The sequence below is a fragment of the Allocoleopsis franciscana PCC 7113 genome, assembly GCF_000317515.1.
GTDB classification, from domain to species: Bacteria; Cyanobacteriota; Cyanobacteriia; order Cyanobacteriales; family Coleofasciculaceae; genus Allocoleopsis; species Allocoleopsis franciscana.
In genome coordinates, this window is record NC_019738.1 from 308,180 (window position 1) to 333,971 (window position 25,792).

Here is a 25,792-nt window from a genome sequence, read left to right on the forward strand (position 1 = left end):
CCATTCTTATTCGCCCACTTTATCCAATTGTTGCCCTAATTCCTGACGCAAACGATATAGAATCGTATCAGGTTCAACCTGATTGAGAATGTCTTGAATGACTGTACTTGGCCCTATTGGCCCCCAACTGCAACCTTGTTCTAGATAAACTTGCGCCGCCTGACCCACTGTATAAGTGCCATAGCCTGCAATTCCCGCTTGTGCGATCGCACTCCCAGTATACGCAGTCACCCCTGAAGCGCTGTCAAACACCGAGGTAACAGCAGAGGCACTTTTCCCCAACCCCAACAACATACTGCTACCCATTTCACCCAGTAGTAAGCCACCGGAACTAACGACAATCTTCTTCCAAAGTTTACCGGCTTCGTAACTGGTCATGGGTAAACCATACAGCCGCGATAGAGAACGAATCAAGGCTAAATCTGCGATCGCACCGCCCAACACATCCAGCACCCCAATCGGATTGAGCGCCACCGCTAGAGACTTATACTTGGTAAAGCGCCAGATTAACTCTTCCGCTTCAGCTTTACGGAACTCAAGGGTTTTCTTTGCCATGTTTGTCTCTGCATCCCGCGCCTGAAATAGGGCATTGAGGGCAAGAAGCGATCGCCCCTCCCGATTGAGTATCTTAAAAATCTTCTGTTTCAACTGATCAATCTGCGGTTGCGGCGTTTCCCATTCATAAGTTACCCGACCATCAGGCCACTCGACGCGCACTTCTAAAGGTGCGGGTTCTGCCGCCACCATCACAATCTCATCTTCCGTCAACGTCTTTTGCAGACGTCGATCTTTTGGACTCCCCGTACCGAGTTGTTGCAACTGACGGTAAATCGCCTCCCGGTCTTGGTCGGGATAGAGGTCGATTTTGTTGAATACCAGGATAATCGGCTTTTGCGCTTGCCGCAGTTCACACAGCGCCTGATACTCGGTGCGTGTAATGTCACCCGCCACCACAAACAAAATTAAATCCGCTTGCGATGCCACCTCCCGCGCCATCTGTGCCCGTGATTCACCCTGAATTTCATCCAATCCAGGGGTATCAATTAACTCCACCTGTACTTTCCCCTCTGTGCCCGGTGTCCAGCGTACAGACCGAGGCCATTGGGTGACGCCGTGCAGGGGGCCGGTTTGCAGAATTTTCTGCCCTAGCAAGGCATTGACGACGGCTGATTTCCCGCGACTGACCAGACCAAACGCAGCAATGCGAATTACTCCCTGGTCTAGCTTGTCGAGGGATGATTTTAAACTCTCGATTTCAGTTCGTAGCGCCGCTTGCAGTTCCACATCGGGGAGATTATCACTGTGGCGGCGCAGGTTGGAATACCAGGAGAGGGCGTCGCGCAAACTGGTACGAGTGCGGTTGAAGAGTGTGTCTTGTGGCTGGTTTCGGGTTGGGGGGGTTTTGGAGTAACTCAAGGTTAGACCGGGAAAGACAGGCTACAAATCTATTTTCCTCGATCTGAGGTTTTGTAACATTCTCGGTCGATATACTCCGCAGGGTTAGAATGTGTCATTCTAAACTGACCGATAGGAGAGTGTTAGCGAAATCTCTTATTTTTTTAATTCAATTCTATTTAGCATCCCACATTTATCTTAAGACGAGTTTAATTTATCCAAAAATCTCTTAGTGAATCAATTCAAACAATCTCTATGTTTATTCTCTAAAAAGAGTGAATCAAGATAGGTTAAAGATTGAGTTGAAATGCAAAAAAATGACTATAAACGTAATTTTTTGCGGCTGATATTCTAATTACTGCATAAAGTGTATAAGTTTCTGTGATAAAGCCATAGAGGCTTGCAGTAGAGGAATGACTGAACATGAGTCAGGTGAGAGTTAAGGTTCTGACAAATAATGAACTGGAAATTTTAGGAGAGATTAGAACCAGCTTATTTGATGATGGTTATTATTTCCATATTTCAGATGTACTCAATAATTCACGCACATTTATTGAGTTAACGGATGTCGAAGTATACAGTCAGGGTCAACTCCTTACTCAGATGGAATCTCTTTGCATCAATAAAAATGCGATCGCATTTTTGGGCGAGGGATATAGCGATCGCCAGAAGGATTACGGCAGACTAAAAGGGCTAAAGGGGTGACAGCTATAACCAAAAACCAGCTCTCATCTTCTCTGCGCCCCTTGGCGAAAACCTCTGTGATCCTCTGCGTTAAAAAACATCCGACTCCGATGCTTCCGATGCTAACGAATACAAAATCACATCCCTAGAGCCTGATTAATCTGCTCCAATAACTGGGTCATGGACAGGGCATTTCCACGCAGAATTTGAGTAGCAACGGCAGTGAGTACAGAGTCCAGAGTAGATGTAGAGTCAACCCTCCCGATCATTCCTTGATTCCTGGGTGATAACCGCGCCCCTACAGCTTGACTATCGCTATTTAATCGATGATCCAGCACTAAAATTGGTGGTAGCTTTTGCTTTTGTAGCTGAGTCAGAGCCAGCAGTCCGCTCACCAACCCTGAAGCATCACTGATATCCTTAATCCGAATCAACAGTAAGTCCACACTTTGCTCTTGGAGTTGATGATATATTTCTGTCCAAGAGCCGGAAAGTACGCTTCTAAACCCAGCGGTTTGAAGATATTGCATCAGGGCTTGAAGCCAAGAAGATTGAGGTTTTAAGGGTGTGGCAGTTTGGGAATATCTTCCCTTACCCCCTGCACTTCGTACCCTTCGACTCTGCCTCACTGGTAGGCGATGGAGTTCCTGTGGAGTAACTCTGTTGTGCATCCCACCCATTTCCCGTTCGACGTGACTGACAGAACCCCCTGTTCCCTGAAAGCATTGCTGAAACGTTTGGCAGGGGAGAGCTTCTTGTCCTCCTGATGATAAGGCATAGGAGTCTGCTGACGTGCGCTGTGGGACTTCGTGCTGCAACCCTTTGGCACCCGACTGACTCAAATCCCGCCGTACTGAACCCAACGGTTCTAATACGATTTCACCATGGCTTCCCGCACAGCCGGAAGCCGAGAAAGCAAGAGGATTGATGCTGGAGTCTTGCCAGGGTGCAATTTGAGATAAGGAGTGATCGTCTACCTGTGTAACCCCCTGCTCCCCAATATCCATCACTAAAATGCTGGGCATGTAACTTATCCCAGCTGCCACTTGCAGAACTTGCAGCAAAGCCGTGATTTTTGAAGCGTTATCGGGCGCTAAACAAGGATAAACGGAAAGACCGGTGACTTGATTCGCCGCCTCTGTCGTCTGGTGATCCAACGTTACCAGAGGTATAGAGAGCAAACCAGGATATAACGAAAACTGTTCTAAGTATGAGAGCGAATCTGCAATTTTCGCCGCATTAAGCAACACCACATCGGGTTGCCAAACACGAGCCAATAATTCGGCCTGCTCTAAATCATCGGCTTCAAGAACCCGGTAATTGAGGTCTGAATGCTGAAGACTCAAGAGTTCAGTAATCCCAGAACTCAGGTTAGAGGAGTCAGAGGATGCTGGCAAATCGACCGGGGTTTGAGGGTACATCTCTACAGGACTCAGATGTAGAATCGTCAAACCCTTGCTGCTAGTTGTTGGACGCTCTTGCTGTTCCAATCCCGTGAGGCTCTGAAGTAAGGCGGGTTTTTGCACGGGTAGGCTTAAGAAGCCATCGGCTTTATTTTGATAAGCTTGCTGTTTTTCAGCCTGTGTCGCAGTCACCAACACTGGGATGTGGCGGGTTTGGGCATCTGACTTGAGGAGAGTCAAGACATCCCAGCCGGAAAGTTGGGGGAGGAGGGGATTGAGTAAGATGGCACAGGGTTGCAAGCCACGGGCTTTTTCGATCGCTTCCGTACCGGAACGGGCAATCACCACCCGATAGCCCAGACTCTTAAGCTGTTCCGTTAAACTGTCCAGGTAGCGAGGTACAGTTTCGACAATTAACACCAAACGGTTGCGGATGGGGCATTGGGCATGAGGACTCGGACAGGTGTAAATCTCCCCATCGACTCCCCTAGACTGAGGGGGACAGGGGGGTAAGAGTAGAGTAAATTGGCTACCTTCCCCTGGCTTGGAAATAAACGAGACATCTCCGCCGTGTAAGCGTGCAAGGCGTTGAGTTAAGACCAATCCCAGACCCGTTCCCTCGAAACGACGAGTTAGAGGTTGTTCTAGTTGTTGGAATTTCTGAAAGATCAAGTGCTGCTTTTCCGGTGGGATACCAATGCCGGTGTCCCAGACAGTGAAAGCAATCCAGCCTTCCCAACGATTGACCCTCAAACCCATTTTACCGCCGACATCTGTAAATTTAAGGGCGTTGGACAGTAGATGCACGAGCATTTGGCGCAGGCGTAGCTCGTCGGCAACCAGCGTGTCTAAACCGGGTTCAATCTCTAGGGTAAATTGGGTTTCTGTGGTGGGGTCTTCCTGTTGCTCTTTTTCCTGGTGGAGTTGACCGGCTTGGGAATAGGCGCGATCGCATACACTTTGAATCTGTACTGGCTCACAGCTCAGTTCCAGTTGACCGGTCTCCATCCGCGTCAAATCCAGAATATCGTTGACCAGCGTCATGAGCTGACGCCCACTTTGATAAATCAGCCGAGCATAGCGGGCTTGACGTTCATTGAGTTCTCCCAAAGCTTGGTCTTTCAACAACGTGGATAAACCCAACACAGCCGTGAGGGGTGTTTTCAGCTCATGGCTAATACAGGCTAAAAACTCATCTTTAAGTCGGTTGAGATGGATTAAATCTGCATTTTTGGCAGCCAATTCTTTGGTCACTTGCTGCTGCTCTGTGGTGTCTTGAGCCAGCACAACACACAGGTCGGAGATGCTCGAAGGATAGGAAGAAGAGTTAGGGTTGGATAAATCCTCCCACGCTTGTGCTTTTTCTCCCTCAAACACGGCAGACGATAGGGGAATTTTGACAAACGAGAAGACTCGCTCCTGACTATTTTTCAGCGCTTCCGGTGTTTGGGAAGAGGCTTGCCCAACCATCGATGATTCCTGGGTTTGGCTCATCACTGGTGCGGATAAGATCACCTGCTGTGTAGAAACCGTTGTTGTCAAGCGGGGGGTATCCATGGCGCAGAAGGACTGAATCCCCGCTTGTTCCGCCCTCTTACCTCGTTCTTTCACTCCACGAGGAGCAGGCAAGAGGGATTCACAGGATGCCTGATTGGCTGCATTCGCTAGGGTTGTGACACCATCCGGTCTAGAAACGCTCTCTCTTGTAGAGCATGGCTCATTCGATGAAAAATCCAACATTGCAGCCGTTGTGCGTCTGACCCAGTCTAAGTTTGGTGATGTTCCAATCTGTTGACGCCAAATGAGATTTTGAGCCAGCACTTGCCCTGTTGTCGTTTGTATGCTTAAGGGTAAGGGCAGGTGTTCTAGCAGTTGCACTAAGGGTTTGAGGTTCGTGGGCTGGGGCTGTTTATCCCGATTTGTCGTCTCAGGTTGGGTAGTGTTTGGAGCTAAGGATTTTAAGAGCCGCCAGCTATTGAGCAATCCTGAAAACTTGCCCTGTTCATCTACCAATGCCCAGTGCTGAGGAGATGACTGACATTGATCACAGCAGGGAACCGGCTCTGGAGTGAATCGGTGAGAATTCAAGGGGATATTGGCGTAGCGAGTTGTCCGCTCCGGGGGAGAGTCTCCGTAGGAGTTGTGGAACCCTCGCTGAGTTCGGGGGTGAATGTCTCTGTCTCTCCCCTCCGGGCTACATCCCGCCCACTCTTGTGGGGCTGGACGGCTCAGACTCTTACTCAAGCTTTGGCTCCCCTGTACCCAACCTCCCCAGTTCGGCGTTAGGCTTTCTTCTGATTCTTGGAGATAAGGCCAGAATTGGCTTAAACTCAACTGAGCTGGTAGGATTGCCAATGGTTCAATAATCGGCGGCTCTAGCTCACAGATAGGTCTGTCGCCATCTCTCGTTGTCATCGTGAGGGGAAAATCCCCTGACTGCCGTGCACCGAGTAGGTGGGGCATCACTTTGGGCAGGTTGACGACTCCCAGGGGACAATGCTCTGGGCTGACGACCACAATTGCATGACACCCTGAAGAGGAAAAAATCTCCAGCAGGTCAGCAAGGCCAGATGTTTGTGAGCAAACAGGAGTGGCTTGAGCAAATTCTTTTAGACTGGGAGTTGGCATGGATATGACCAATCTTGCTGCAATACGAAGAGGATGGCTACAAGCGCAGCGCCTCTTCGTCTGAACTGAAAATAAAGCCGATTCATAGTCAAATCAGCTAAAGCATAAAATTTTAGGCTAAAGCATAAGGACTAGGTATTGCTCAATTATTGCTCTCGATCGGGGACACGGATGGCATAGCAATTACAATTACTTACAATTTACAGATGGCTTAAATTATTGTTAAGTATTTTTCTAAAGAAATTGTTAAAATGTACCCCAGAAGAGTGATGTAACACTGTCAATCAATCCTTTGTTTTTTTAAACTATATTGTCTTGCCTCCCCAACTGACTGTCTGTACCTTTGTAAATTCTGAACCCCTGGCTCAGTCATTGAGTCAGATTCTAAGTGGCGATCGCTATATTTGGCTTGCAGCTTGTTCAGAATCTGATTTTTTCGATGTGATTGAGCAACATAAACACCAGATCGATTGCTTAGTGTTAGAGGATGATGGTTCCTTAAAAAATGTGACTCACCGCTTGTCGGAACAAGGAACGCTGCTCCCTGTGGTTATTTTGCCCCAGGAATCCAAAGTCATCTCTTTTCACGCAACCACTAACCAATCACTTCCTCCCGCTCAAAAAAACAATAACTCTTCCTCCGCGCAGACCAATCCTCTGTTCCATGCGGCTGAAGTTCGCCTCCATTTTAGCCAACTGCCTGAACTCAGTGGCTTTATTGACAAGGCGATCGCTCAGTTTGTCACTCTTTCTCCTGTTTCTAGCTTACCCGATCTATTTACCACAGATGAGATCGCCACCGAACTGTCCCACCGAAGTTTCCTGCTCCAGCAGCAGCGTCGATTATCTGAAAAACTCAAGGAGCGACTCGGATACCTAGGCGTGTATTACAAACGAAACCCTCAACTGTTTCTACGCCACTTACCGCCCAGCGAGAGGCAAAAGATCTTAGAAAATTTAAAGTCAGAGTATCGTCAGATCGTTCTGAAGTACTTTTCCCAGGACAATACTCTCAATCAAAGAATTGATAACTTTGTTGATAAATCTTTTTTTGCTGATATTTCAGTATCGAGGATTGTCGAAATTCATATGGAACTGATGGAGGAATTTTCTAAACAGTTGAAGCTAGAAGGGAGAAGTGAGGATATTTTACTAGACTATCGCCTGACTCTGATCGATGTAATCGCTCACTTGGGCGAAATGTATCGCCGGTCAATCCCCAGAGAGTCGTAAAAGCGGAATTTAGCGATAAGCTTTAGTGAGGCTCTTAACTATACATGTTTTAGTGAGAGCTTATTCCAGGTCGTTCTTGTATTCTGAACCATCTCCTTGCTGATTGCTCATTACTTTCTTTATGAGTCCATTAAAGAAAACTTATGTTCTGAAGCTCTATGTCGCTGGAAACACACCCAACTCCGTCAGGGCTTTGAAAACACTAAAAACGATTCTAGAACAGGAATTTCAAGGGGTTTATGCTCTCAAGGTGATTGATGTATTAAAAAGCCCACAGCTAGCTGAGGAAGATAAAATTTTGGCGACCCCCACTCTGTCGAAAGTCTTGCCGCCTCCTGTCCGCAAAATTATTGGTGATCTTTCAGACCGAGAAAAAGTCTTGATCGGATTGGATCTACTTTATGAGGAACTACAGGAAGGGGAAGCAGACGATTAGAAAATTGAATAAATAGCAGACTTTGGGTCTGTATAGGCTAAAATACATATTTTCTTTTCCTTTGAGTAATATCTTTGTTTTAGATCGATAAATATGAGTCAACTTAACCCCACTGAGCCAAAGCCAGACGAATCTGCATTAATGGGAGTCCAGAAAATACGGACTTTGATCGAAGGCTTCGATGATATCAGTCATGGGGGCCTACCAGTTGGTCGAACCACATTAGTCAGTGGAACATCAGGCACGGGTAAAACCTTGTTAGCCGTTCAGTTTCTTTATAACGGTATTATCTACTTTGATGATGCCGGTGTTTTTGTTACCTTTGAAGAATCTCCTACAGATATCATTAAAAATGCCTATAGTTTTGGTTGGGACTTACAAAAATTAATTAATGATGGCAAGCTATTTATATTAGATGCTTCACCCGATCCGGAGGGACAAGAAGTTGTAGGAAACTTCGATCTTTCTGCTTTAATTGAGCGAATTCAGTATGCGATTCGTAAATACAAAGCCAAGCGAGTTTCTATTGACTCGATTACCGCAATATTTCAGCAGTATGATGCTGCCTCGGTAGTAAGGCGAGAAATTTTTCGCTTAGTGGCACGCCTCAAACAAATTGGCGTAACCACAGTCATGACGACAGAACGAATTGAAGAGTATGGGCCGGTAGCGCGGTTTGGGGTTGAAGAGTTTGTTTCAGATAATGTGGTGATTGTGCGTAACGTTTTAGAAGGAGAACGTCGCCGTCGTACCATGGAAATTCTCAAGCTGCGCGGCACAACTCACATGAAAGGAGAATATCCTTTTACGATGACGAATCAGGGCATTAATATCTTCCCCTTAGGAGCGATGCGATTGACTCAGCGTTCTTCTAATGCCCGTGTCTCTTCTGGGGTTAAAACTCTGGATGAAATGTGCGGGGGTGGTTTTTTCAAAGATTCAATTATTCTGGCAACGGGGGCGACTGGTACGGGCAAAACCTTGTTAGTTAGTAAGTTTATTGAAGATGCCTGCTTACGAGGCGATCGCGCTATTCTTTTCGCTTACGAGGAATCACGAGCTCAGCTATCTCGGAATGCTTATTCTTGGGGGATTGATTTTGAAGATTTGGAACACAAGGGATTACTGAAAATCCTTTGTACTTATCCCGAATCAGCCGGGTTAGAAGACCATTTACAAATCATTAAATCGGAGATTGCTGAGTTCAAGCCATCTCGAATTGCAATTGATTCGCTTTCAGCATTGGCACGGGGAGTTAGTAATAACGCTTTTCGGCAATTTGTAATTGGTGTAACTGGCTACGCCAAGCAAGAAGAAATTACTGGCTTTTTCACCAATACAACTGACCAATTTATGGGTTCCCACTCAATTACAGATTCCCATATTTCTACGATTACGGACACAATTTTGATGTTGCAATACGTGGAAATTCGAGGGGAAATGTCCCGTGCCATTAACGTCTTTAAAATGCGGGGTTCCTGGCACGATACGGCGATTCGGGAGTATACCATCAGTGAGGAGGGACCAGATATCAAAGATTCGTTCCGCAATTACGAACGAATTATTAGTGGTTCTCCCACTCGTATTGCTGTGGATGAAAAGAGTGAACTTTCCCGGATTGTTCAGGGAGTTCGTGGCAAGTCAGAGGAATAATTCAGGATGTATGGTTGTCCTTGGCGCGTCAATAACTTCTATAAAGATGGTATCTATAAGCTAGTTTTGCAGAATGTAGTGACCGATAATCTCTTTGAGTTCTTGAGGCGCTTCAATGGCAATAGCCGCTCCCAAATCGGGACGGACAACCCACCACCAAACTAAGGTTTCCAAAAGGTTGAGTGGCTCATTATTGGGACACCATTCGATGAACGATTCATTCACGCCAATAATATTGGCACAAAGGTCATTGGCTATAGCAACACGCTCATCGAGTTGATCGAACTGGACGATGTCTTGCCAACGAACTTCATTGGAAATGGATTTTAAGATGGATTGTACGTCTAGGGTAAGCATTAAACGATTTCTCCAAAAGTTTGAATAACTCTAATGCCAAAGTCTTGTTGTTCTTCAAAAGATTGAGTACTGAGCCATTCTCTAACTGTGATATCTGATGAGTCGCTTAGAGCGGGTTGTACAGAATTGTAGAAATTGGTGATTTCTTGATGAATCGAGCCTTTCCCATGTGCGAGTCGAACCAGATTACCTGTGTTATGGATTGCTACAGCACCGAATCTCTGTAAATTTGATGTGGTTTGTCCGGCAATATGATGCCAAGTATGTCCCGTGCCAGCAGCGCCCATTGCTCTTTTAAATTCACCAAACGTCTTAAAACCTTGACCCTACCTTTTGGGAGGAATTATGGTTCTTGATGCTAGCTCTCTAGCAAGTGGTCTGGCTATTTATTGTCTGGTTTCGTCTGTCACTTATGTTAGTTCGATCGCACTCCTCTACTCAATGGTATCTTTAGCGAGCGCTCCTCAGCTTCCCAGGGAAAACAACGTGCGATCGCATTTCCTTTATCTAGTTATAATTCAGCCTTAATCTTGCGTAGGAAGTAGAAGCGATCGCTCTTCCACTCACTTCCCTCTTTTCGTCTCAAAACATCTCTCCAAACGCATTACGGTAAGGGTAAATACACAATCTGATCTTGATATTCATCCTCCTCAGAGGCAAGAGCAGCTAATATCAATTCTTCTAAATTTTCGCCGACACTTAAATTAGGATTTAGAATAAAAATACCTGGCACATGACGACCTAGCGCGATGTGGTCAACCAAGTGTACTGGCATAGAGGTGCGGTTATTGGTTACCAGCACAAAATTATTCTCTTCACACCAACAGAGAATCTCTGGATCGAGGGTACTTCTCGGAGGTGTTTCCGGTTCTCCCACGACTTTGATAACGATATCGGGTTCTAGCTGTCTAATCTGATTGGGATAAAGGGGATTAACATTTTCATCAATCAGATATTTAAGACTCATTGGCTTGTTTCACTGCTCTTCGTGCTGCCCTCAATTGCCGGAGTTTTTCGGAAACGGGTGGGGGATTAAGGCGCTGTTGTTCCCTCATTGTGTGACCGTGTTCGATCCAGTTTCTCATGTATTCGCTAATGGTTTTTCGGTCTTGAAGGTAATAAAGAATTGTGGCATAGACTTGTTCTAAAGTGAGCGAGGGGTAAGTTTGGGCAATTTCTTCTGGAGAGTGACCGCGATCGATGTAATCGTAAAGAATTGTTTCAATTCCGATTCTTGACCCTTTGAGTCGAATATCCCCAGGAGCGAGGAAGTTGAAATAATCAGGAAGCTGTTGAGTGGACATTTATCAGATGCAAAGACTTCTATTAGGTTTGTTTTATCTTAGCGAAATGGTATTGTCGCGGTGATATATAGAGCGATCGCTTCTCAGTTTGCCAGGAAAAAAAAGGTGCGATCGCATTTCATACATCAAGTAATCAATCAACCTTAAGCTCGCGCAGGAAGTAGAAGCGATCGCGCCTCCAATCGTCTCCCTCTTTTCGTCCCAAATAACCGGTTAAAGGCGAGGAAAGCTCAACTAGCATTTCGTGCAGTTTCTCTAACTTCAACGGTTGAGGTGGGTTGGAGATTGCATACGCACCATGAAGGGAATGGACACTGACCCTCTCATTACCTGTGTTTTCTAGGTACGTTTTCACAAGCTGAACGATGTGCGATCGCAGCTTAATTTGGCTGGAAACCTGCTCAATATATTTTTCCACCTCATCATCAGCTTGTCCTGGCTTCAAATATTCCTTCAACTTAAACAAGTCTATTGAGTTGCGATACACAGCTTGAAGTTTGACCAGCTTTTCAAGAGTTTCGGGGTTGATAATCGACATACTATGTATTGTTGCGGCGTCTGCTAGTTGCTGAGTCGGTTCACCGGGGCCAATGATTAATTTAGCCGTTTGCTTGAGTAGTTCTTCGTTTTTCAAGCGTAGCGTTCCCAGATTCAACAGTTGGACTGCCGTATCGTTAGGAATTTTTTTACCTGCCTTACACTCACCAACGAGCGGATAGGGTTTTGAGCAGAATAAATCTAAGCCACCAGCGCCCCCTTTGTGGGAGTAGTCAATGGTAAATCCTAGGAACTCAAGGCTATCGCGCACAACATTTTCAAAATCTGTTCCAGCTTGATAGTTGCTTTTTCCAGTATCTTGTTCTTTGCTGCGATTCCCTAAGTCAGCAATACTGTTTATCCAGGCAGGCTGGGAATTAAGTCGCTGGGTGGGTGAGTTGCTAGCCCACCCTAAGAATTGTCTAAGTTCATTATTCAGCGGTTGGGCATCTGGGTTGTCGAGTTGAGCGATCGCACTTTCCAACTCTTCCAATTCAGGATGCAATGGTGGCTCTAGCTTTTCCAGTTGGCGGCGGCGTTGGGTGAAGATGCGATCGCTCAATACTGGCGAAGATTCAGTAACACTCAGCGAATGCGGCAAAGGCACAAACCGAGGGTTAAAATTAACTGGCACTTCCAGTGGCTGAGGTAGCCTATAAACTCTTAGGTAAGCAAGAAAGATATTCCCCCGCTTTGAGAGAGTTTGCAGCAAGGCTTCCTTTGTCCATACGGTTAGCTATATGTTCAGTTCGATGTTATCTACTGAATCAGATACAGTTTGAGGAATGCTAACGGGCATATCTTCATCAAATAAGTTTTCAGGCTCTTGACCAGAAGGATCGCTTAGAATCTCTCGAATGAGAGGGTTATCAATCGCTAACCTCTTGTGCTGAATAAAATCGATAATTTGCTCCTCGCTCAACTCATAACTTTCACGGTTATCGTGAACAAACAAGATAGCTAAAAGAGGCTTTATGTCTTGAGCCTGCAAGAGTACCCACTCTCCGCCTTTCTGACTCAAAAGTTTTCTCACACCATCTCTAGCTGCTTTAGCCCCAGGATTAATTTTCTTGGAACGAACTAGGCAACCGCGAGTTAAGTCAAATTTTTCATAGTCAGTTAGCCGCTTTAATGCAGCTCCCTGATATTTCCCACCTGATTGCTGAAGAACAGCCACTCCAATCTTGACTGCTTTTTTATTTTCTTTACCGACAACTTTGAAGTGAATGTATCCTTTGTCAGCACTACTGGCTTGAATTTCTTCAATTTCATGAATTGTTACACCTTCTAATGTTTGTTTTTTTATAGTCCGTAATGCTAACAATAAAGCATCAGCAATGGCATCATTATTCTCCTCCGACAATACATCTATATCACCTTCAATATTTGCCAGCTCTGTCTCGAAGTAAGGTTCAACAGGATGGGTGTCCCTTGTTGTTCCTGAACCACCATTACCTGAGCCTGTATTGTCCTTCCCTGTATCGTCATCTGAAATAGATACAACAAAATGTTCAGCACACCACTTCAAGACCGCTCTTATGGTAGGCTTACCCTTGCCAAGGTCTCTAAGTTTATTTTCATCAAATGGATAGAAAGGATGAGGTGGATTTAGTTGATTTTCTTCGTAAAAATCTTTCAACCAATAAAAAACTATTGCTAAAACATCATCAGAGTTCAGATAGTTTAAGGTGATAGGTTGTCTGTCCCTTTGTTCACTTACCAGCCGATCAATAACCGCTTCTGCTTGTGGCAAAGTCTTAACCTGATCTCTCCAGGTTTCAGGATACATCGCCAGCAGCAAAACACCGCGTTCGAGGTTATTGTATAAATCTTTTGTTAAGTTGGCAATGACTTGTGCTGCTGTAAAGCCATTATCATCAGCGTCTGCAATATCTAATTCATCAAAGCAAATTACAGGAACTCTGTAGTCACTTGTTATATCTAGAATCTGGCGAATAGTGCTTAATGCTTCCGCTTCCTTGTCCTCTCTCTTGGGATTGGGGAGTACCATTGTCTCGGCTTGGGTCTGCGTTAATTCAAAGCCAGAGAGCCAATGAGTTGCATAGATAGCATGTGCAGAAGAGAGTGTCCAAAGAATAGCTTTCACTATGTAGGGATTGTTGATATGAGGCTTTATCTGAAGAATACAATCAGTGAAGTGTTCGACTACTTTGTTTGAATGTTTACTCAACCATGATGGAAATAGACTAATATACTGCTGAGGTGTGTAATTCCATTTCTTTCCTTCGTTAATCAAAGTCGCTGCTAGTTCTTGCCACTGCATTACCCCTTGGTAACTACCAAATGCTCTGAGGCTAGACACTACAGTTTGCAGAAATTGATACTTAATTTGGTTCAGGTTGTCATACTTACTCATGTAGATAAACAAAGCACCAGTTTCTACCTGCAAACGGTGCCGAATCCGACTGATAATTTGGCTTTTTCCTAGCCCTTTTTCCGCCGTAATAGTAATGCCTACAACTTGACGTTGCCCTTGACGTACTTGTTTAACGGCTTCCAAAACAGCATTAGAGGCGTGAGCATTGATTGAAGGAACATCAGGAAAACTCTTTGCCCATATCTGCGGTGGTCTAACAACAGTATGACCTGCGAAGGGATTGTGATTTCTAATGAGGTTGTCGATATTAGATATAGTACTGGTCATAGGTTTGTGAAATGAGTAAGTGAGGAGTGAACGACAATTTAGAATTACAGAAGTCTGGCATAGCAGCGTAATCCATCGAGCTCTGTGGTGATGGAATCTTCAATTTTGTCTGGAGCGCTGTCTTCTACACTGCCGCCTTGAAGCTGAAAAATGTCATTAGCCTGCATCTCCATCAGCCACTCACTGAACTGGGAACGGCTAACCCGATCGCCTATTTCCCGCCGAATCCGATAAATCGGCACCAAATCATCTAAGTTGTAGTCACGGTTCAGCCTTTCGTAGACTTCCAACGCTACTGGCTTAAACTGATCGTAGGATGCGATCGCCTTTTCCTTAGTCTTCGCTTTTGCAGCAGGAGTGCTGACAGCACCATCCATCTGTGCAATCCACCTGACTAAGGCATTAGCAACCCAAGTCCCGACAATCGTTCCCTCAAACTGAAGTTCAGGATTTTTCAGACACTCGCCTAGCCTTGCCACGCCTTGAGGAGAGAGAGAAAATTTATTTTTTTCACTTGCGATCGCGCCCTCTTTTTCCAATTCATCAAAGATTCCTTGATAGTCTGATGCCTTGTGACTCTTTTGTACAACTCGTTTAGTCAGTTGACCTTTCATCACTTCCGTCTTAGTTGCGCCCATATCCCACAAGGCAAGCAGCAAGCGAGTTTTGGCTTGCTGTTCGTTAACTCCTGAATCATTAGCTTTGGCTTTATTCTTTGCTGACATTTTGATAATTCTCAGTAATTTGAGTGATACGATAAAAGATTTACAGACTAATCCCTCAAGTTATTGTAACTACGCCGATTAAAAACAATAATCAGGAACGGCAATATATAATGCTTCCGTAAATTTACGGAAATCTAAAATCTTTTATCGGTAGGTTGAGGGCGGGTTTTGGATAACAGTTATCGATTTACATAAAAATTGATGGACTAAACCCACCCCTACAAACATATTGTTGAGGTTGCAATATCAGTAATGAAATTTTTAGGAATTGACCTCGGCTGGACTTCAGGAGCAAGTGGTTTGTGCTGCCTAGAATGGTCAGATGGCAGCCTACAGCTACTAGATTTAAACCGACAGCAAACAACCACAGACATCCTAAATTGGGTAGACCAATGGACGGCACCCAGCGAACCCGCCATGATTGCCGTCGATGCCCCCACCCTCATCCCCAACCTCACAGGGATGCGCCTACCCGACAAACTCACCCACCAGCACTTTCGTCACTATCACGCCGGTTGCTACCCCGCCAATCTCGGACGCCCCTTTGCCCAACACACCATCGAATTTGGTCTAGTCCTAGAAGCACGAGGCTTTACCCACGCCCCCATCATTACCCCCCAAATTCCAGGACGCTACCAAATCGAAGTCTATCCCCATCCTGCGATCGTGCATCTATTTGGGCTAACCCGCATCCTAAAATACAAAAAAGGCAAACTCAGCGATCGCCGCTCAGAACTCCTGAAACTCCACCAATACATCCTCAACATCCTACCCACCCTCACCCCCTCCCTGTGCCCCCCGTCTCTGTGTGGTTCGTTCCCCCAGGAAATCCCCACCGCCGGAATCGCCCTCAAAGCCGTGGAAGACCAACTCGATAGCCTGATCTGCGCCTATGTCGCCGCCCACTGGTGGTACTGGGGAAGCGATCGCAACTGGGTACTCGGCGACAGCACCACCGGCTATATCGTCATTCCCGCCCCCACCATCAATCACTCAAAGCTGAGCGATCGCTTTGTGGCAAAATGATAAGCGTAAAGAAAAGATTAACTATCAGGTAATTGAAGTGAGTCCAACTGCCCCAGCACCAATGACCGCTCGCCGCATGGTTTTTCCATTCACTGCCATTGTGGGTCAGGAAGAAATGAAACTGGCGCTACTGTTGAATGTGATTGACCCCAAGGTCGGCGGAGTTATGATCATGGGCGATCGCGGCACCGGTAAATCCACCACCATTCGGGCGTTGGCTGACCTCTTACCAGAAATTGATGTCATTGCCGACGACCCCTTTAACAGCGACCCCAACGACCCAGACGGGATGAGTGATCATAGCTCATCACAAAATCCCTCAATTGTCAAGAAAAAAGTCCCAATGGTTGACCTCCCCTTAGGCGCAACCGAAGACCGAGTCTGCGGCACCATTGATATTGAAAAAGCCTTATCCGAAGGCGTGAAAGCCTTTGAACCCGGACTCCTTGCCAAAGCCAATCGTGGCATCCTCTACGTAGACGAAGTCAACCTATTAGACGACCATTTAGTCGATGTCCTCCTAGACTCCGCCGCCAGTGGATGGAACACCGTTGAACGAGAAGGCATCTCCATTCGTCACCCCGCCCGCTTTGTACTCGTCGGTTCCGGCAACCCCGAAGAAGGCGAACTGCGTCCCCAACTCCTCGATCGCTTTGGGATGCACGCAGAAATCCGCACCGTCAAAGAGCCAGCCTTGCGTGTCGAGATTGTGGAACAACGAGCAGCCTTTGACCTAAATCCCCAAGCCTTCATGGAGCAGCATCAGCCGGAGCAAGAAGCCATGCAGCAAAAGCTCGTTGCCGCTCAACAGCTACTGCCTCAAGTCGAGCTGGACTATGACTTGCGAGTCAAAATTTCTCAAGTCTGCTCAGAACTCGATGTGGATGGACTTAGAGGTGATATTGTAACCAACCGTGCCGCCAAAGCACTAGCTGCCTTGGAAGGACGGAACGAAGTCACCGTTGATGATATTCGCCGTGTGATCACATTATGTCTGCGTCACCGTCTACGCAAAGACCCACTCGAATCCATTGACTCCGGTTACAAGGTAGAAAAAGCCTTTAGCCGTGTTTTTGGCTTAGAAGCCTCATCAGAGGCCAATTCAGCCGCGACAGCCAATGGAGTTCGCTAATTCAATAGTGAGCCGTAACCAACTGTTCACTGCTCACTGCTCACTATTAAAAGTTGGAAGGTTGGAACGTTAGCAGGTTAAACGTTCTAACCTTCAACTTGTTAACCTGTTAACTAACCAATAATCTGTTAACCTTCAACCTATTAACCTGCAACTGGAAATGACAGAACCCCTGATTGAACTAAAGGGAGTTAGCAAGTCTTTCGGTGATAACATTATCCTGGATCATGTTGACTTGACTATTTATCGGGGCGAGGCGCTGGGGATTATTGGTCCTTCTGGCACCGGGAAATCAACCATTCTGCGAATTATTGCGGGTCTCACTCCCGTTGAAACTGGTGAAATTTATGTGGCAGGGCAACAACGCCAAGGTTTAATCGAGGATGCCCAAGACCCCATTGGTATTGGCATGGTGTTTCAGCAGGCGGCGTTGTTCGACTCATTAACGGTGGAAGAGAATGTTGGTTTCTTGCTTTACCAGCACTCAAAATTACCGCGAAGGCGGATTCGGGACTTGGTTGCGCGCAGCCTGGAGATGGTCGGTTTACCGGGTATCGGCAACCGCTACCCCTCTGAGTTATCCGGAGGAATGCGTAAACGTGTCAGTTTTGCCCGTGCTATTATGGCGAATCCCGATAATGCCAAAGACAACCCCCAAGTTTTGCTGTACGATGAACCCACAGCGGGTCTTGACCCGATCGCTTCCACCGTTATTGAGGATTTAGTCCGTCAACTCCAGTTTGCTGATGAGGGTTGCGGTTCTTACGTCATGGTAACCCACCAAGATAGTACGATTCGCCGCACGACTGACCGGGTTGTGTTTCTCTACAGAGGCAAAATACAGTGGCAAGGTAAGGTTAGCGAGATTGATACGACGGATAATCCTCTAGTACGGCAATTTTTTAGTGCTAGTGTCACTGGACCCATTCAGGCGATTGGGTAAGATATCGATTAGCATACTTAATATAGTAGATAGCGATCAGTTCACTGACGGTTAGCTGTTATTTGTGATTCAGTATTAGTTCTGGGTAAGAGGTAGAGAGCACAAAGCTAAAAGTTAACAGCTAATAGCGAAGGAAGAAAAATCATGCGATCGCGAACAGTTCGAGAAGGCTCTGTTGGATTATTAATCCTGGTAGGACTTGCTGTATTTGTTGGTTTGGTGATATGGATACGAGGCCAAACATTTGGTGCTCGTAGCTACCAGTTCATCGTGAAATTTGCCAATGTTGCTGGCATGAAAACGGGGGCGATGGTACGCTATCGCGGCGTTAAGGTGGGGAGAATTACGGAAGTTACACCGGAAACCAACGGCGTTAATGCCACTGTGGAAATTAGTGACCCGGATTTATTAATCCCTAAAGATGTGGTCATTGAAGCCAATCAAGCCGGTTTAGTTGGCGAAACCTCAATTGATATCACACCCCAAAAACCACTGCCAGCCAAAGCAGAATCGATCGATCCTCTGAGCCGTCAATGCAATTCCACCCTAGTAATTTGTAACAATGATCGACTTGCGGGTCGGATTGGTGTCAGTTTTGAAGAACTACTGCGCTACACCATTCGCCTTGCTGAAGTTTATACCGACCCTAAGTTTTTTGGTAACGTTGAAACTCTGACTCAAAACGCTGCGGTTGCGGCTACGAGTGTCACCCAACTCACTAACGAATTGACTCTTTTGTCTCGTTCGGCGCGACAAGAATTGGGCAGCTTCTCCACGGCTACCAATACCCTTTCTCGGACAGCCAATCAAACCATGGCTCAAGTTGGTGTCGCAGCGAATCGCTTTGGGAACACGGCGGATAGCTTAAGTAACACAGCTAATCAATATAGTTTGACGGCTGGCGAATTAACCAAACTGGTTGCTACCGCCAATAATTTAGTAGCTACAAATCGAGCCAGTTTAGTCGGAACCTTAGATAGTGTCCGTCAAACCAGCGATCAACTGCGTGGACTTGTAGCCAGCTTCACACCGATATCAACGCAGCTCAGCTCTGCCGCTGGTAAGCTTAACACCACAGCCGGTCAGATTAATGTGGGGGGACTGCTCAAGAATTTAGAAACCCTCTCCGCTAATGCAGCAACCGCGTCCGCTAATCTGCGTGACATCTCCACATCTCTGAATAACCCGAATAACGTAGTCCTCTTGCAACAAACTCTAGATTCAGCACGGGCAACGTTTGAAAATGCCCAAAAAATTACATCGGATTTAGATGATTTAACGGGTGATCCAGCCTTCCGCGAAAATCTGAAACAGTTAGTCAATGGCTTGGGTAAACTGGTTTCCTCCACAGAACAATTGCAACAACAAGTCCAGGTGGCTCAGACTATTGAACCCGTCAGTACCGCGATTAATGCAACTGCCGACAGCGCGACTTCCAAAGCTGTAAAAAATGGACAACCTCAGCCTAACGTTGAGCTACCCGATCCCACTAAACAGCTCAATAGTCAGAAGGATTTACCCCCCCTATTTCCCCCAGCACCGAAGAAGCTGCCTGTACCTCAAGCCACCTCCCAGCCGTTAGCTGAGATTAAAGGTGAGAGTCCGCCGAACTAGGAGAGATAGGTTCCTAACTCCAATCATCTTGCCCTTGTGAGTTGTTACCCCGTTTGTAAACTTGACCCGTTGCATGGATCTGACGGGTTAACTCAAATAGCTGTTCTTCCGTCATCTGCCAACGCTGGAGAATAGCGTCCAAGTTTTGTTGAATCTCTCTAGCACCTGGAAAACTACAATAGCGAATCCGTAATCGGGCAAGTTCTGCATAATGGCGATTGCTGGGTTCTTCTCGTAAGAGACGCTCAACAATGTCTTTGTCGTTCTTCTCTTGAGGATGTTGTTGGTCTTTATTTTCTGCGGCTGAAGCCATGATTTATTTAACCTCTTATCGTTGTGATGGGTTTAGTCATTTGCTTATAGTTCCATAAACCAAAAATTACCCAGAAGACGAGCAGGATTACAGCCCCAATAATCAGTAAAATGGGTTGAATTTTCCGCATATCCTGCTTAAGCCTTTACTGTATCTTGAATATTCACTTCATTTCCTACTTGTAAAATCTTATCCGCTTGGGATTCTGGTATACGTGTATTGACACTGAGGCGGTAAAAGTGATTAAAACGAGAAGCCGCTACCCCAGAAGGTAAGCTTTCTTGACGTTTAGTGATGAATATTTTCTGAAAGTCTGTATAAGCTTCGCCTGTGAGAGAATTTCGTGTCGGTACTACACAACGCTGACAAGGATTAATTCCCTCAAACTGAATCGAGCCGATTTGAAACTGAATGATGTTATCCGCTTCGCCAAATAATTGGTCTTCCCAAAAGGGTGGAACATTGGCAATTTCAACATTGGTTCTTAGGCGTCGTCGCATCTCATTGGTGCTGATTTCGGAAAACCAACTGGCTACTGTTTCTATCGTGGCGGTACTAATTACAGTTGGCCCAGGGGCATTGGTATCATCAGGAAAACCTTGAAAGATGTTCTGTTGCAACTGTACCGTTTTGCCGAAATAGTGACTCAACCACGCTTCTAGTGCCGTTCTTTCCTCATCGAGGTGAAACACTTGAGTTGACTCTGTATCTTGAATCTGTAAGGATACAGTCCGAGCATTGAGGTCAAAGGATGATCGCAATAAGTGAATTTTAGGATTACGCTTACCATTGACGAATCGCCCTTGCTCATCAACCATGGCAAATTCTCGGTCATGCTCTAAAGCACCACTTTTGAGTACCTTGGCTTGGGTTACGGCGACACCGTCTAAGGATTTGATGGGATAAATCAAAATTTGGGCAAGATCAGGCATGGGGCAGACCAAGAGCATTGCATCAGATAATACCCTGGTAGAATGTCGTTCGCACTCTATCGTCGTTGATGCTCACAACTCTAGAATTGCGTTGGTTTGTTCGCGGTACACCCGCCAATGAGGTGGAACACTGGTTTAATGTGGATTGTCCTGGTAAACTCTTGGGTTCGCCAGAAAAACGGGAAGACCTGTATTTATATACACCAGAGTGCGATTATCTCAATATCAAACTGCGCCAGGGACGTTTAGAAGTGAAGTGGCGCAAGGCAGAATTGGGGATTTTACAATTGGGTGAGTGTTGGGAGGGGAAAGCTGAAAAATGGCTGAAGTGGATTTGTGATGACTCCGATCAACAGAGCATGATACCAGCGAATGTTGTGGAGGAAAAAGCGTGGGTTGGGGTTAAGAAAGTGCGATCGCAGCGCCACTATCAAGGCGTGACTTACGAACTCACCCAACTGAGTGTCAGAAATGAAGTCTGGTGGAGTATCGCGCTAGAAATGTTCGTACCAGAGGGTAACAGAAATGATAGCAGCCTTGGGGTGCAAGTCGATCCTCATTTTCAGGAGATCGTCAGCCAAGTCAGCCAAACTTACCGAGGGCCAAAGTTAGAATGCGATCGCTCTTTTGCCTATCCGACCTGGTTAGCTCGTTTGACTCGATAGTAAGCTAACGCGCATTTAAATTTTATCTTCTGAAAACCGGATAAAAGCGCTTCATTCCTTTCCCCAACTCCTCTGCTCCCCAGCGCCCCAGCTACGTTAACAGCTAAATTAAATATGTCACAGCTTATTAAAGGTCTGTCGTATTCACTTGGTTTTTAATATCGTTCCAAACCGACAATACACCCTCAATCCAACCCTTGACAAAAGCCGATTTGTTGTGCTCGCTAATGACGAGTAGGCCGCATAATCCCTCTTCATCCAATCCCATTTCCGCTTGAGGTTTATGAGCATTGAGAAATTCCCACATATTTTCAAAGTCTGCTGCATCAAGGCTTGCCGTAATATCCTTTCTCTGCTCAAGCCGTTGAAAATCTTGATAACTCAAATTATGAGCCGATTTCTGACCAAACTTGAATCCTTTTTCCTTAATTTGGATTAAAACAGCTTTCCGTTCTAACCTGAGGCGCTCAATCAATGTTTCACGCTCACCAGAATCAATGGTTAGTTCTTTCAACGTCACAGCCATTTCCAAAGCCTCCTGGCATACGCCAGATATATTGATTTCCTGCTTAACATTCTGTAATCGTTCGTATAACGATTCGGGTACAGCGATGGTTAGCCTTCGAGACACATTTTTTAGGTTTTGGTTGTGTACTCTTTTACTATATTTAAAAAGTTACATAATGGCAAAAATCTTTGTGAGATGTTATATAAAAACAAAGAGAGTTACATAACGGCGAATGGTCGCGGAGACTGGAGTTTGAGAGAGAATGCAAACCCAGTCTAGGGGCAGACTGATAAATTTTGTATCCCACGCTTTCTCATCCGTGGGTTTTACGGCGTTTTCCATCAAGCTTCAAACATTTCTCTGTCCTGATTTTGTAAGGAATTTGTGAGAAACTATAAAACTTTGGTCAATTATTAGGTATCCTGTTGGACAATAGCGCTACAGCTTTTGTTGGGACTTCAAATGCGAATTTTAAATCGGCCTCCTCAGTCAGAAACAGAGACAAGGCAGCGCATCCTCCAAGCCGCACAGCATTTATTTGCGAAGCGGGGGTATGACGGTACAACAACCCGTGATTTAGCGAGTGCAGCTGGAGTAGCAGAAGGTACCCTATTTCGCCATTTTGAGAACAAAAAGGCAATCTTAATTGAGGTAGCCACTCAAGGCTGGATCGAAATTCTGACCGATTTGCTGACAGAACTCAGCGAGATGGGCAGTTATAAGGCGGTGGCACAGGTGATGCGGCGGCGGATGCTGCGAATGCATGAGAATGCCGATATGATGAAGGTTTGCTTCATGGAGGCGCAGTTTCATCCGGAGTTGCGCGATCGCATTCAGTCAGAAGTGATCATTAAAATGACCGATGTCGCGGAAGCCTTTTTCCAAACCGCCATGGATCGAGGCATTTATCGACGAGTCAATCCCAAAATAGTCGCTCAGGTGTTTTTGGGAATGTTTGCTGTTGCAGGTTTCAGCCATGAAACGATTATGGAGCCAGGAGCATCCCCCAAACAGATGCAAGAAATGGCAGAAGGAATTGCGGATATTTTCCTCAATGGCGTGTTAACCAAAGAGTAGGAACTGATGAAGGCTGAAGCATGAAGTATCAAGTATACAATTTATGCTTATAATTCATGCTTTTCGGCTAAATCACGCGCTTGCTTAATCCAGGATGCTACTTGGTCTACCTGAGGACACAAATCTTTGCGCTGCATCATAGTCACTTGCAGACGTAAGATTTGTTGATGCAATCGGTGAATCGGAGTCTGAGCCAGTTGATTTACGGAACACACACCCGCATGAAGCACGAGTCCGCAATATTGGGAACCAATCCCCGGAAGGCGAGCCAAATCGGCTAGGGCAACCCACTTGTTTACGTACTGAGTCTTGATTTGTAACTGATTAGCCAGTGCTTGCCTCAGTTGTGGAGTACTGGCTGTTTGTAGGAGTTGTCCAGTGGTTTTAATACCAACTCCTTTGAGTTTGGTACGATCCTGAGGGCTTAATCCCGGTAGTTGATCAATCGACCAGTTACAGGGTTGGGTTGTGTTACGTGGAATTTTAGCTTTGGAGTACATCCCGATTACCTGGGAAATTTATCTGTGTAGGAGGTTATGGTTAAACAGTAAAGTCAATCTAGGGAGAGAAAATAGCTTCACAGTCATGATAACTTTATAGTCATCCCCCTGAAGACTGATCGCCGTTTGGCAATGCCACAACCTCCTCCCTCATCCTCTCAGACTCTGTCTGAGGACAAATCTCCAATTTGCGTATCCATCAAGTTGGGAGGAAAACTCATTCAAGCAGAAAAGCCGGGAATTTTCAACCTCAAGCGTCAATCGGCTGCAACAGACCAAATCAAACTGTACTTGACTCTACAATTCAATGAACAGGAACAGCCTTTACCTATTGGTCGCCTTAAGTTTGGTCTAACAGGAGGAGAACTCCAGTTAAGGGTAGAAAATGGCATCATTTTCCTGGCATCCCCTGGACTAAATCAAGCTTTTGAACTTTCTAGACAACAAGGAAGACAAAACCCGGAAGGTAGTGACACTCAAAGCTGTGTCACCGTCTTTTTCAAAGAGAAAAAACTTGCAATCAAGGGAAGTATTGGCACTCAGAAAATAGCTGAGAAAGCGGAGCAAAACCAATTGTCTATTTCTCAGGTCAGTCATCAGGGTTCACAGGAAAATTTAACCTGGGTTGTCTTGGGAGAGCAGAATAATTGTATTTTACAAGGCTCACTCCAGCCTATCTTACTGGGAACCCTGAAGGTAACCGCCAAGCCCTGCCGTGTGGAATCCATCTTTTCCGTATCGCCACAAGATATACGTATAACCGATGTCACAGGTTTGTTACCCCACACCATTGCTAAAAAGAAGAGGGTCGTTCTGGAGAGAGCGTTTGTTCGTCGCTTACTCAAGCGAAAATTAAAGACCTATCTGAGCCGATACGAATTGCGATATGAGTAATGAAGCATTTGCTTTGCAATTTCACAACCTGAGCCAGCAAATTATGGGAGCAAGGACAGAAGACTTGTCCCGATTAGCACAAATTGCTGGCGTAAATCTTTGTGAAGATTTTGTCGGTGTTGATCTCAGCGGTGAAGATTTAAGTGGTGATAAGTTGAGAGGTGCTAATTTGAGCCGCGCCGATTTGAGTGGCACCAATCTGAGCCGTGCGGATCTCAATCGTGCTGAACTTAATCATGCCGACTTGAGCGGTGCCGACTTGAGTCGTGCTGACTTGGGTAGTGCTAATTTGAAGAATGCAAATCTCAGTGGTGCAAATCTCAGAGATACCAACCTCAGAGATGCCAATTTATGGGGTGCGAATCTCAGTGGTGCTTGCCTAATTAGTAGCAACTTGATCAATGCCAACTTAATCGGAGCTAATTTAAGTAGCGTTAACTTGATTAATGCCAATCTTAGGGATGCTAAGCTGATCAACTCTGACTTGAGTGGTGCGAACCTCAGCCGTGCTGATCTCAGAGATGCTAGTCTAATTCATGCCAAGCTCATCAGTGCCAATCTTAGGGATGCCAACCTGAACGAGGCAGACTTGAGGGGAGCTACTCTGATTAGCGCCATTCTTAACCGTATCAACTTAAGGGATGCTAACTTAATCGGAGCGGAACTCAGTGGTGCAGACCTGAGCGAAGCGGATTTGAGTGGCGCTAACCTGCTTAAGGCTAATCTAACTCGCGCCAATCTCAGTAACACCAACCTGAATGGCGCAAATATGAGTCGCGTCAATCTTATCGGCGTTAAGCTCAGTGGTGCCAATCTCCGCAGCACCAACTTGAATCGTGCCAACTTGAGTAATGCTAATTTGTGTGGTGCTGATTTGAAACTGGCTAATCTCAGCCTTGCTAATCTCAGCTTTGCGGATGTGAACCAGACAGTGTTTGCTTATAATTTGGGAATTACAGAAGTAATCAAGCGCGATTTGGTGCAACGAGGAGCCATTTTTGAAGATACGGCAGGCAATTGATCACAGGTTATGACCCTTAGACTTCTTGCAAAAGTCAATTTTTGCCCCCTCTACTCAAACATCCTGTTTTTGGAATGAGAAAGTGTTAGATATTACATGGTAATGTTATTCTAAGTTTTCCCTAGGACTGAGGACACGCTTTATTTT

At 45.8% G+C, this 25,792-nt stretch carries 24 protein-coding genes and 1 pseudogene; 12 read left to right on the plus strand and 13 right to left on the minus strand.

Annotated elements, in window-relative coordinates:
- Positions 1-6 precede the first annotated feature (6 nt).
- Positions 7-1,416, minus strand: coding sequence for a GTP-binding protein (locus MIC7113_RS01285; RefSeq protein WP_015180363.1), 1,410 nt, complete (start codon positions 1,414-1,416; stop codon positions 7-9).
- Positions 1,417-1,818: 402 nt separating this feature from the next.
- Here MIC7113_RS01285 and MIC7113_RS01290 point away from each other — a divergent pair, with 402 nt between their 5' ends.
- On the plus strand, positions 1,819-2,100 hold the full coding sequence (locus MIC7113_RS01290) for a DUF6812 domain-containing protein (protein ID WP_015180364.1): 282 nt from the start codon (positions 1,819-1,821) through the stop codon (positions 2,098-2,100).
- Positions 2,101-2,216: 116 nt separating this feature from the next.
- Here MIC7113_RS01290 and MIC7113_RS01295 read toward each other — a convergent pair whose 3' ends face one another.
- On the minus strand, positions 2,217-6,110 hold the full coding sequence (locus tag MIC7113_RS01295; RefSeq protein WP_015180365.1) for an ATP-binding response regulator: 3,894 nt from the start codon (positions 6,108-6,110) through the stop codon (positions 2,217-2,219).
- 315 nt (positions 6,111-6,425) lie between these two features.
- Between MIC7113_RS01295 and MIC7113_RS01300 the strand changes: the two genes are divergently transcribed.
- The 3 genes from MIC7113_RS01300 (at position 6,426) to kaiC (ending at position 9,432) form a co-directional block, all read left to right on the plus strand.
- Complete coding sequence (locus MIC7113_RS01300) at positions 6,426-7,343, plus strand: circadian clock protein KaiA (protein ID WP_015180366.1); 918 nt, start codon at positions 6,426-6,428, stop codon at positions 7,341-7,343.
- A 121-nt stretch (positions 7,344-7,464) separates the two neighbouring features.
- A complete protein-coding gene (gene kaiB, locus MIC7113_RS01305; protein ID WP_015180367.1) occupies positions 7,465-7,779 on the plus strand; it encodes a circadian clock protein KaiB in 315 nt (104 codons plus the stop codon).
- A gap of 93 nt (positions 7,780-7,872) precedes the next feature.
- A complete protein-coding gene (gene kaiC, locus MIC7113_RS01310) occupies positions 7,873-9,432 on the plus strand; it encodes a circadian clock protein KaiC (RefSeq protein WP_015180368.1) in 1,560 nt (519 codons plus the stop codon).
- A 60-nt stretch (positions 9,433-9,492) separates the two neighbouring features.
- Here the strand turns inward: kaiC and MIC7113_RS01315 are convergent, their stop codons facing one another.
- The 7 genes and pseudogenes from MIC7113_RS01315 to MIC7113_RS01345 form a co-directional block, all read right to left on the minus strand.
- On the minus strand, positions 9,493-9,789 hold the full coding sequence (locus MIC7113_RS01315; RefSeq protein ID WP_015180369.1) for a hypothetical protein: 297 nt from the start codon (positions 9,787-9,789) through the stop codon (positions 9,493-9,495).
- On the minus strand, positions 9,789-10,076 hold the full coding sequence (locus tag MIC7113_RS01320; protein ID WP_015180370.1) for a hypothetical protein: 288 nt from the start codon (positions 10,074-10,076) through the stop codon (positions 9,789-9,791). Before MIC7113_RS01320 ends, MIC7113_RS01315 begins: the two co-directional genes overlap by 1 nt.
- Before the next feature lie 317 nt (positions 10,077-10,393).
- Positions 10,394-10,756 (minus strand): DUF5615 family PIN-like protein, encoded by a 363-nt coding sequence (locus tag MIC7113_RS01325; RefSeq protein WP_015180372.1) that lies wholly within the window; start codon positions 10,754-10,756, stop codon positions 10,394-10,396.
- Positions 10,746-11,093, minus strand: a complete 348-nt coding sequence (locus tag MIC7113_RS01330) for a DUF433 domain-containing protein (protein WP_015180373.1) — start codon at positions 11,091-11,093, stop codon at positions 10,746-10,748. Before MIC7113_RS01330 ends, MIC7113_RS01325 begins: the two co-directional genes overlap by 11 nt.
- A gap of 133 nt (positions 11,094-11,226) precedes the next feature.
- Positions 11,227-12,354, minus strand: a pseudogene (locus tag MIC7113_RS35785) (DUF1802 family protein); the annotation flags it as partial.
- 12 nt (positions 12,355-12,366) lie between these two features.
- Positions 12,367-14,295, minus strand: coding sequence for a hypothetical protein (locus MIC7113_RS35790; RefSeq protein WP_015180375.1), 1,929 nt, complete (start codon positions 14,293-14,295; stop codon positions 12,367-12,369).
- A gap of 44 nt (positions 14,296-14,339) precedes the next feature.
- The gene (locus MIC7113_RS01345) at positions 14,340-15,020 is read right to left on the minus strand and encodes a hypothetical protein (RefSeq protein WP_015180376.1); all 681 of its coding nucleotides are present in this window, start codon (positions 15,018-15,020) and stop codon (positions 14,340-14,342) included.
- Between the two features lie 252 nt (positions 15,021-15,272).
- Between MIC7113_RS01345 and MIC7113_RS01350 the strand changes: the two genes are divergently transcribed.
- From MIC7113_RS01350 to MIC7113_RS01365, 4 genes are all read left to right on the plus strand, one after another.
- Positions 15,273-16,046, plus strand: coding sequence for a DUF429 domain-containing protein (locus MIC7113_RS01350; RefSeq protein ID WP_015180377.1), 774 nt, complete (start codon positions 15,273-15,275; stop codon positions 16,044-16,046).
- A 37-nt stretch (positions 16,047-16,083) separates the two neighbouring features.
- On the plus strand, positions 16,084-17,178 hold the full coding sequence (gene bchI / locus MIC7113_RS01355; RefSeq protein ID WP_041780332.1) for a magnesium chelatase ATPase subunit I: 1,095 nt from the start codon (positions 16,084-16,086) through the stop codon (positions 17,176-17,178).
- 160 nt (positions 17,179-17,338) lie between these two features.
- The gene (locus MIC7113_RS01360; RefSeq protein WP_015180379.1) at positions 17,339-18,121 is read left to right on the plus strand and encodes an ABC transporter ATP-binding protein; all 783 of its coding nucleotides are present in this window, start codon (positions 17,339-17,341) and stop codon (positions 18,119-18,121) included.
- Between the two features lie 144 nt (positions 18,122-18,265).
- A complete protein-coding gene (locus MIC7113_RS01365; RefSeq protein ID WP_015180380.1) occupies positions 18,266-19,735 on the plus strand; it encodes an MlaD family protein in 1,470 nt (489 codons plus the stop codon).
- 13 nt (positions 19,736-19,748) lie between these two features.
- Here MIC7113_RS01365 and MIC7113_RS01370 read toward each other — a convergent pair whose 3' ends face one another.
- Positions 19,749-20,048 carry a DUF3288 family protein gene (locus MIC7113_RS01370; RefSeq protein WP_015180381.1) on the minus strand — a complete coding sequence of 100 codons (300 nt, stop codon included), beginning with the start codon at positions 20,046-20,048 and terminating at the stop codon, positions 19,749-19,751.
- 137 nt (positions 20,049-20,185) lie between these two features.
- The gene (locus MIC7113_RS01375; RefSeq protein WP_015180383.1) at positions 20,186-20,980 is read right to left on the minus strand and encodes an MOSC domain-containing protein; all 795 of its coding nucleotides are present in this window, start codon (positions 20,978-20,980) and stop codon (positions 20,186-20,188) included.
- A 68-nt stretch (positions 20,981-21,048) separates the two neighbouring features.
- Between MIC7113_RS01375 and MIC7113_RS01380 the strand changes: the two genes are divergently transcribed.
- Entirely contained in the window at positions 21,049-21,645 is a 597-nt protein-coding gene (locus MIC7113_RS01380; protein ID WP_015180384.1) for a hypothetical protein, read from the plus strand.
- Positions 21,646-21,772: 127 nt separating this feature from the next.
- Here MIC7113_RS01380 and MIC7113_RS01385 read toward each other — a convergent pair whose 3' ends face one another.
- Positions 21,773-22,276, minus strand: coding sequence for a hypothetical protein (locus MIC7113_RS01385; RefSeq protein ID WP_155897897.1), 504 nt, complete (start codon positions 22,274-22,276; stop codon positions 21,773-21,775).
- A gap of 339 nt (positions 22,277-22,615) precedes the next feature.
- Between MIC7113_RS01385 and MIC7113_RS01390 the strand changes: the two genes are divergently transcribed.
- The gene (locus tag MIC7113_RS01390; RefSeq protein WP_015180387.1) at positions 22,616-23,230 is read left to right on the plus strand and encodes a TetR/AcrR family transcriptional regulator; all 615 of its coding nucleotides are present in this window, start codon (positions 22,616-22,618) and stop codon (positions 23,228-23,230) included.
- Positions 23,231-23,277: 47 nt separating this feature from the next.
- Here MIC7113_RS01390 and MIC7113_RS01395 read toward each other — a convergent pair whose 3' ends face one another.
- A complete protein-coding gene (locus tag MIC7113_RS01395; protein WP_015180388.1) occupies positions 23,278-23,730 on the minus strand; it encodes a DUF4332 domain-containing protein in 453 nt (150 codons plus the stop codon).
- 132 nt (positions 23,731-23,862) lie between these two features.
- Here MIC7113_RS01395 and MIC7113_RS01400 point away from each other — a divergent pair, with 132 nt between their 5' ends.
- On the plus strand, positions 23,863-24,624 hold the full coding sequence (locus tag MIC7113_RS01400) for a hypothetical protein (protein WP_015180389.1): 762 nt from the start codon (positions 23,863-23,865) through the stop codon (positions 24,622-24,624).
- The gene (locus MIC7113_RS01405; protein WP_015180390.1) at positions 24,617-25,645 is read left to right on the plus strand and encodes a pentapeptide repeat-containing protein; all 1,029 of its coding nucleotides are present in this window, start codon (positions 24,617-24,619) and stop codon (positions 25,643-25,645) included. The genes MIC7113_RS01400 and MIC7113_RS01405 overlap by 8 nt, the downstream gene beginning before the upstream one ends.
- The last annotated feature ends 147 nt before the right edge of the window (positions 25,646-25,792 follow it).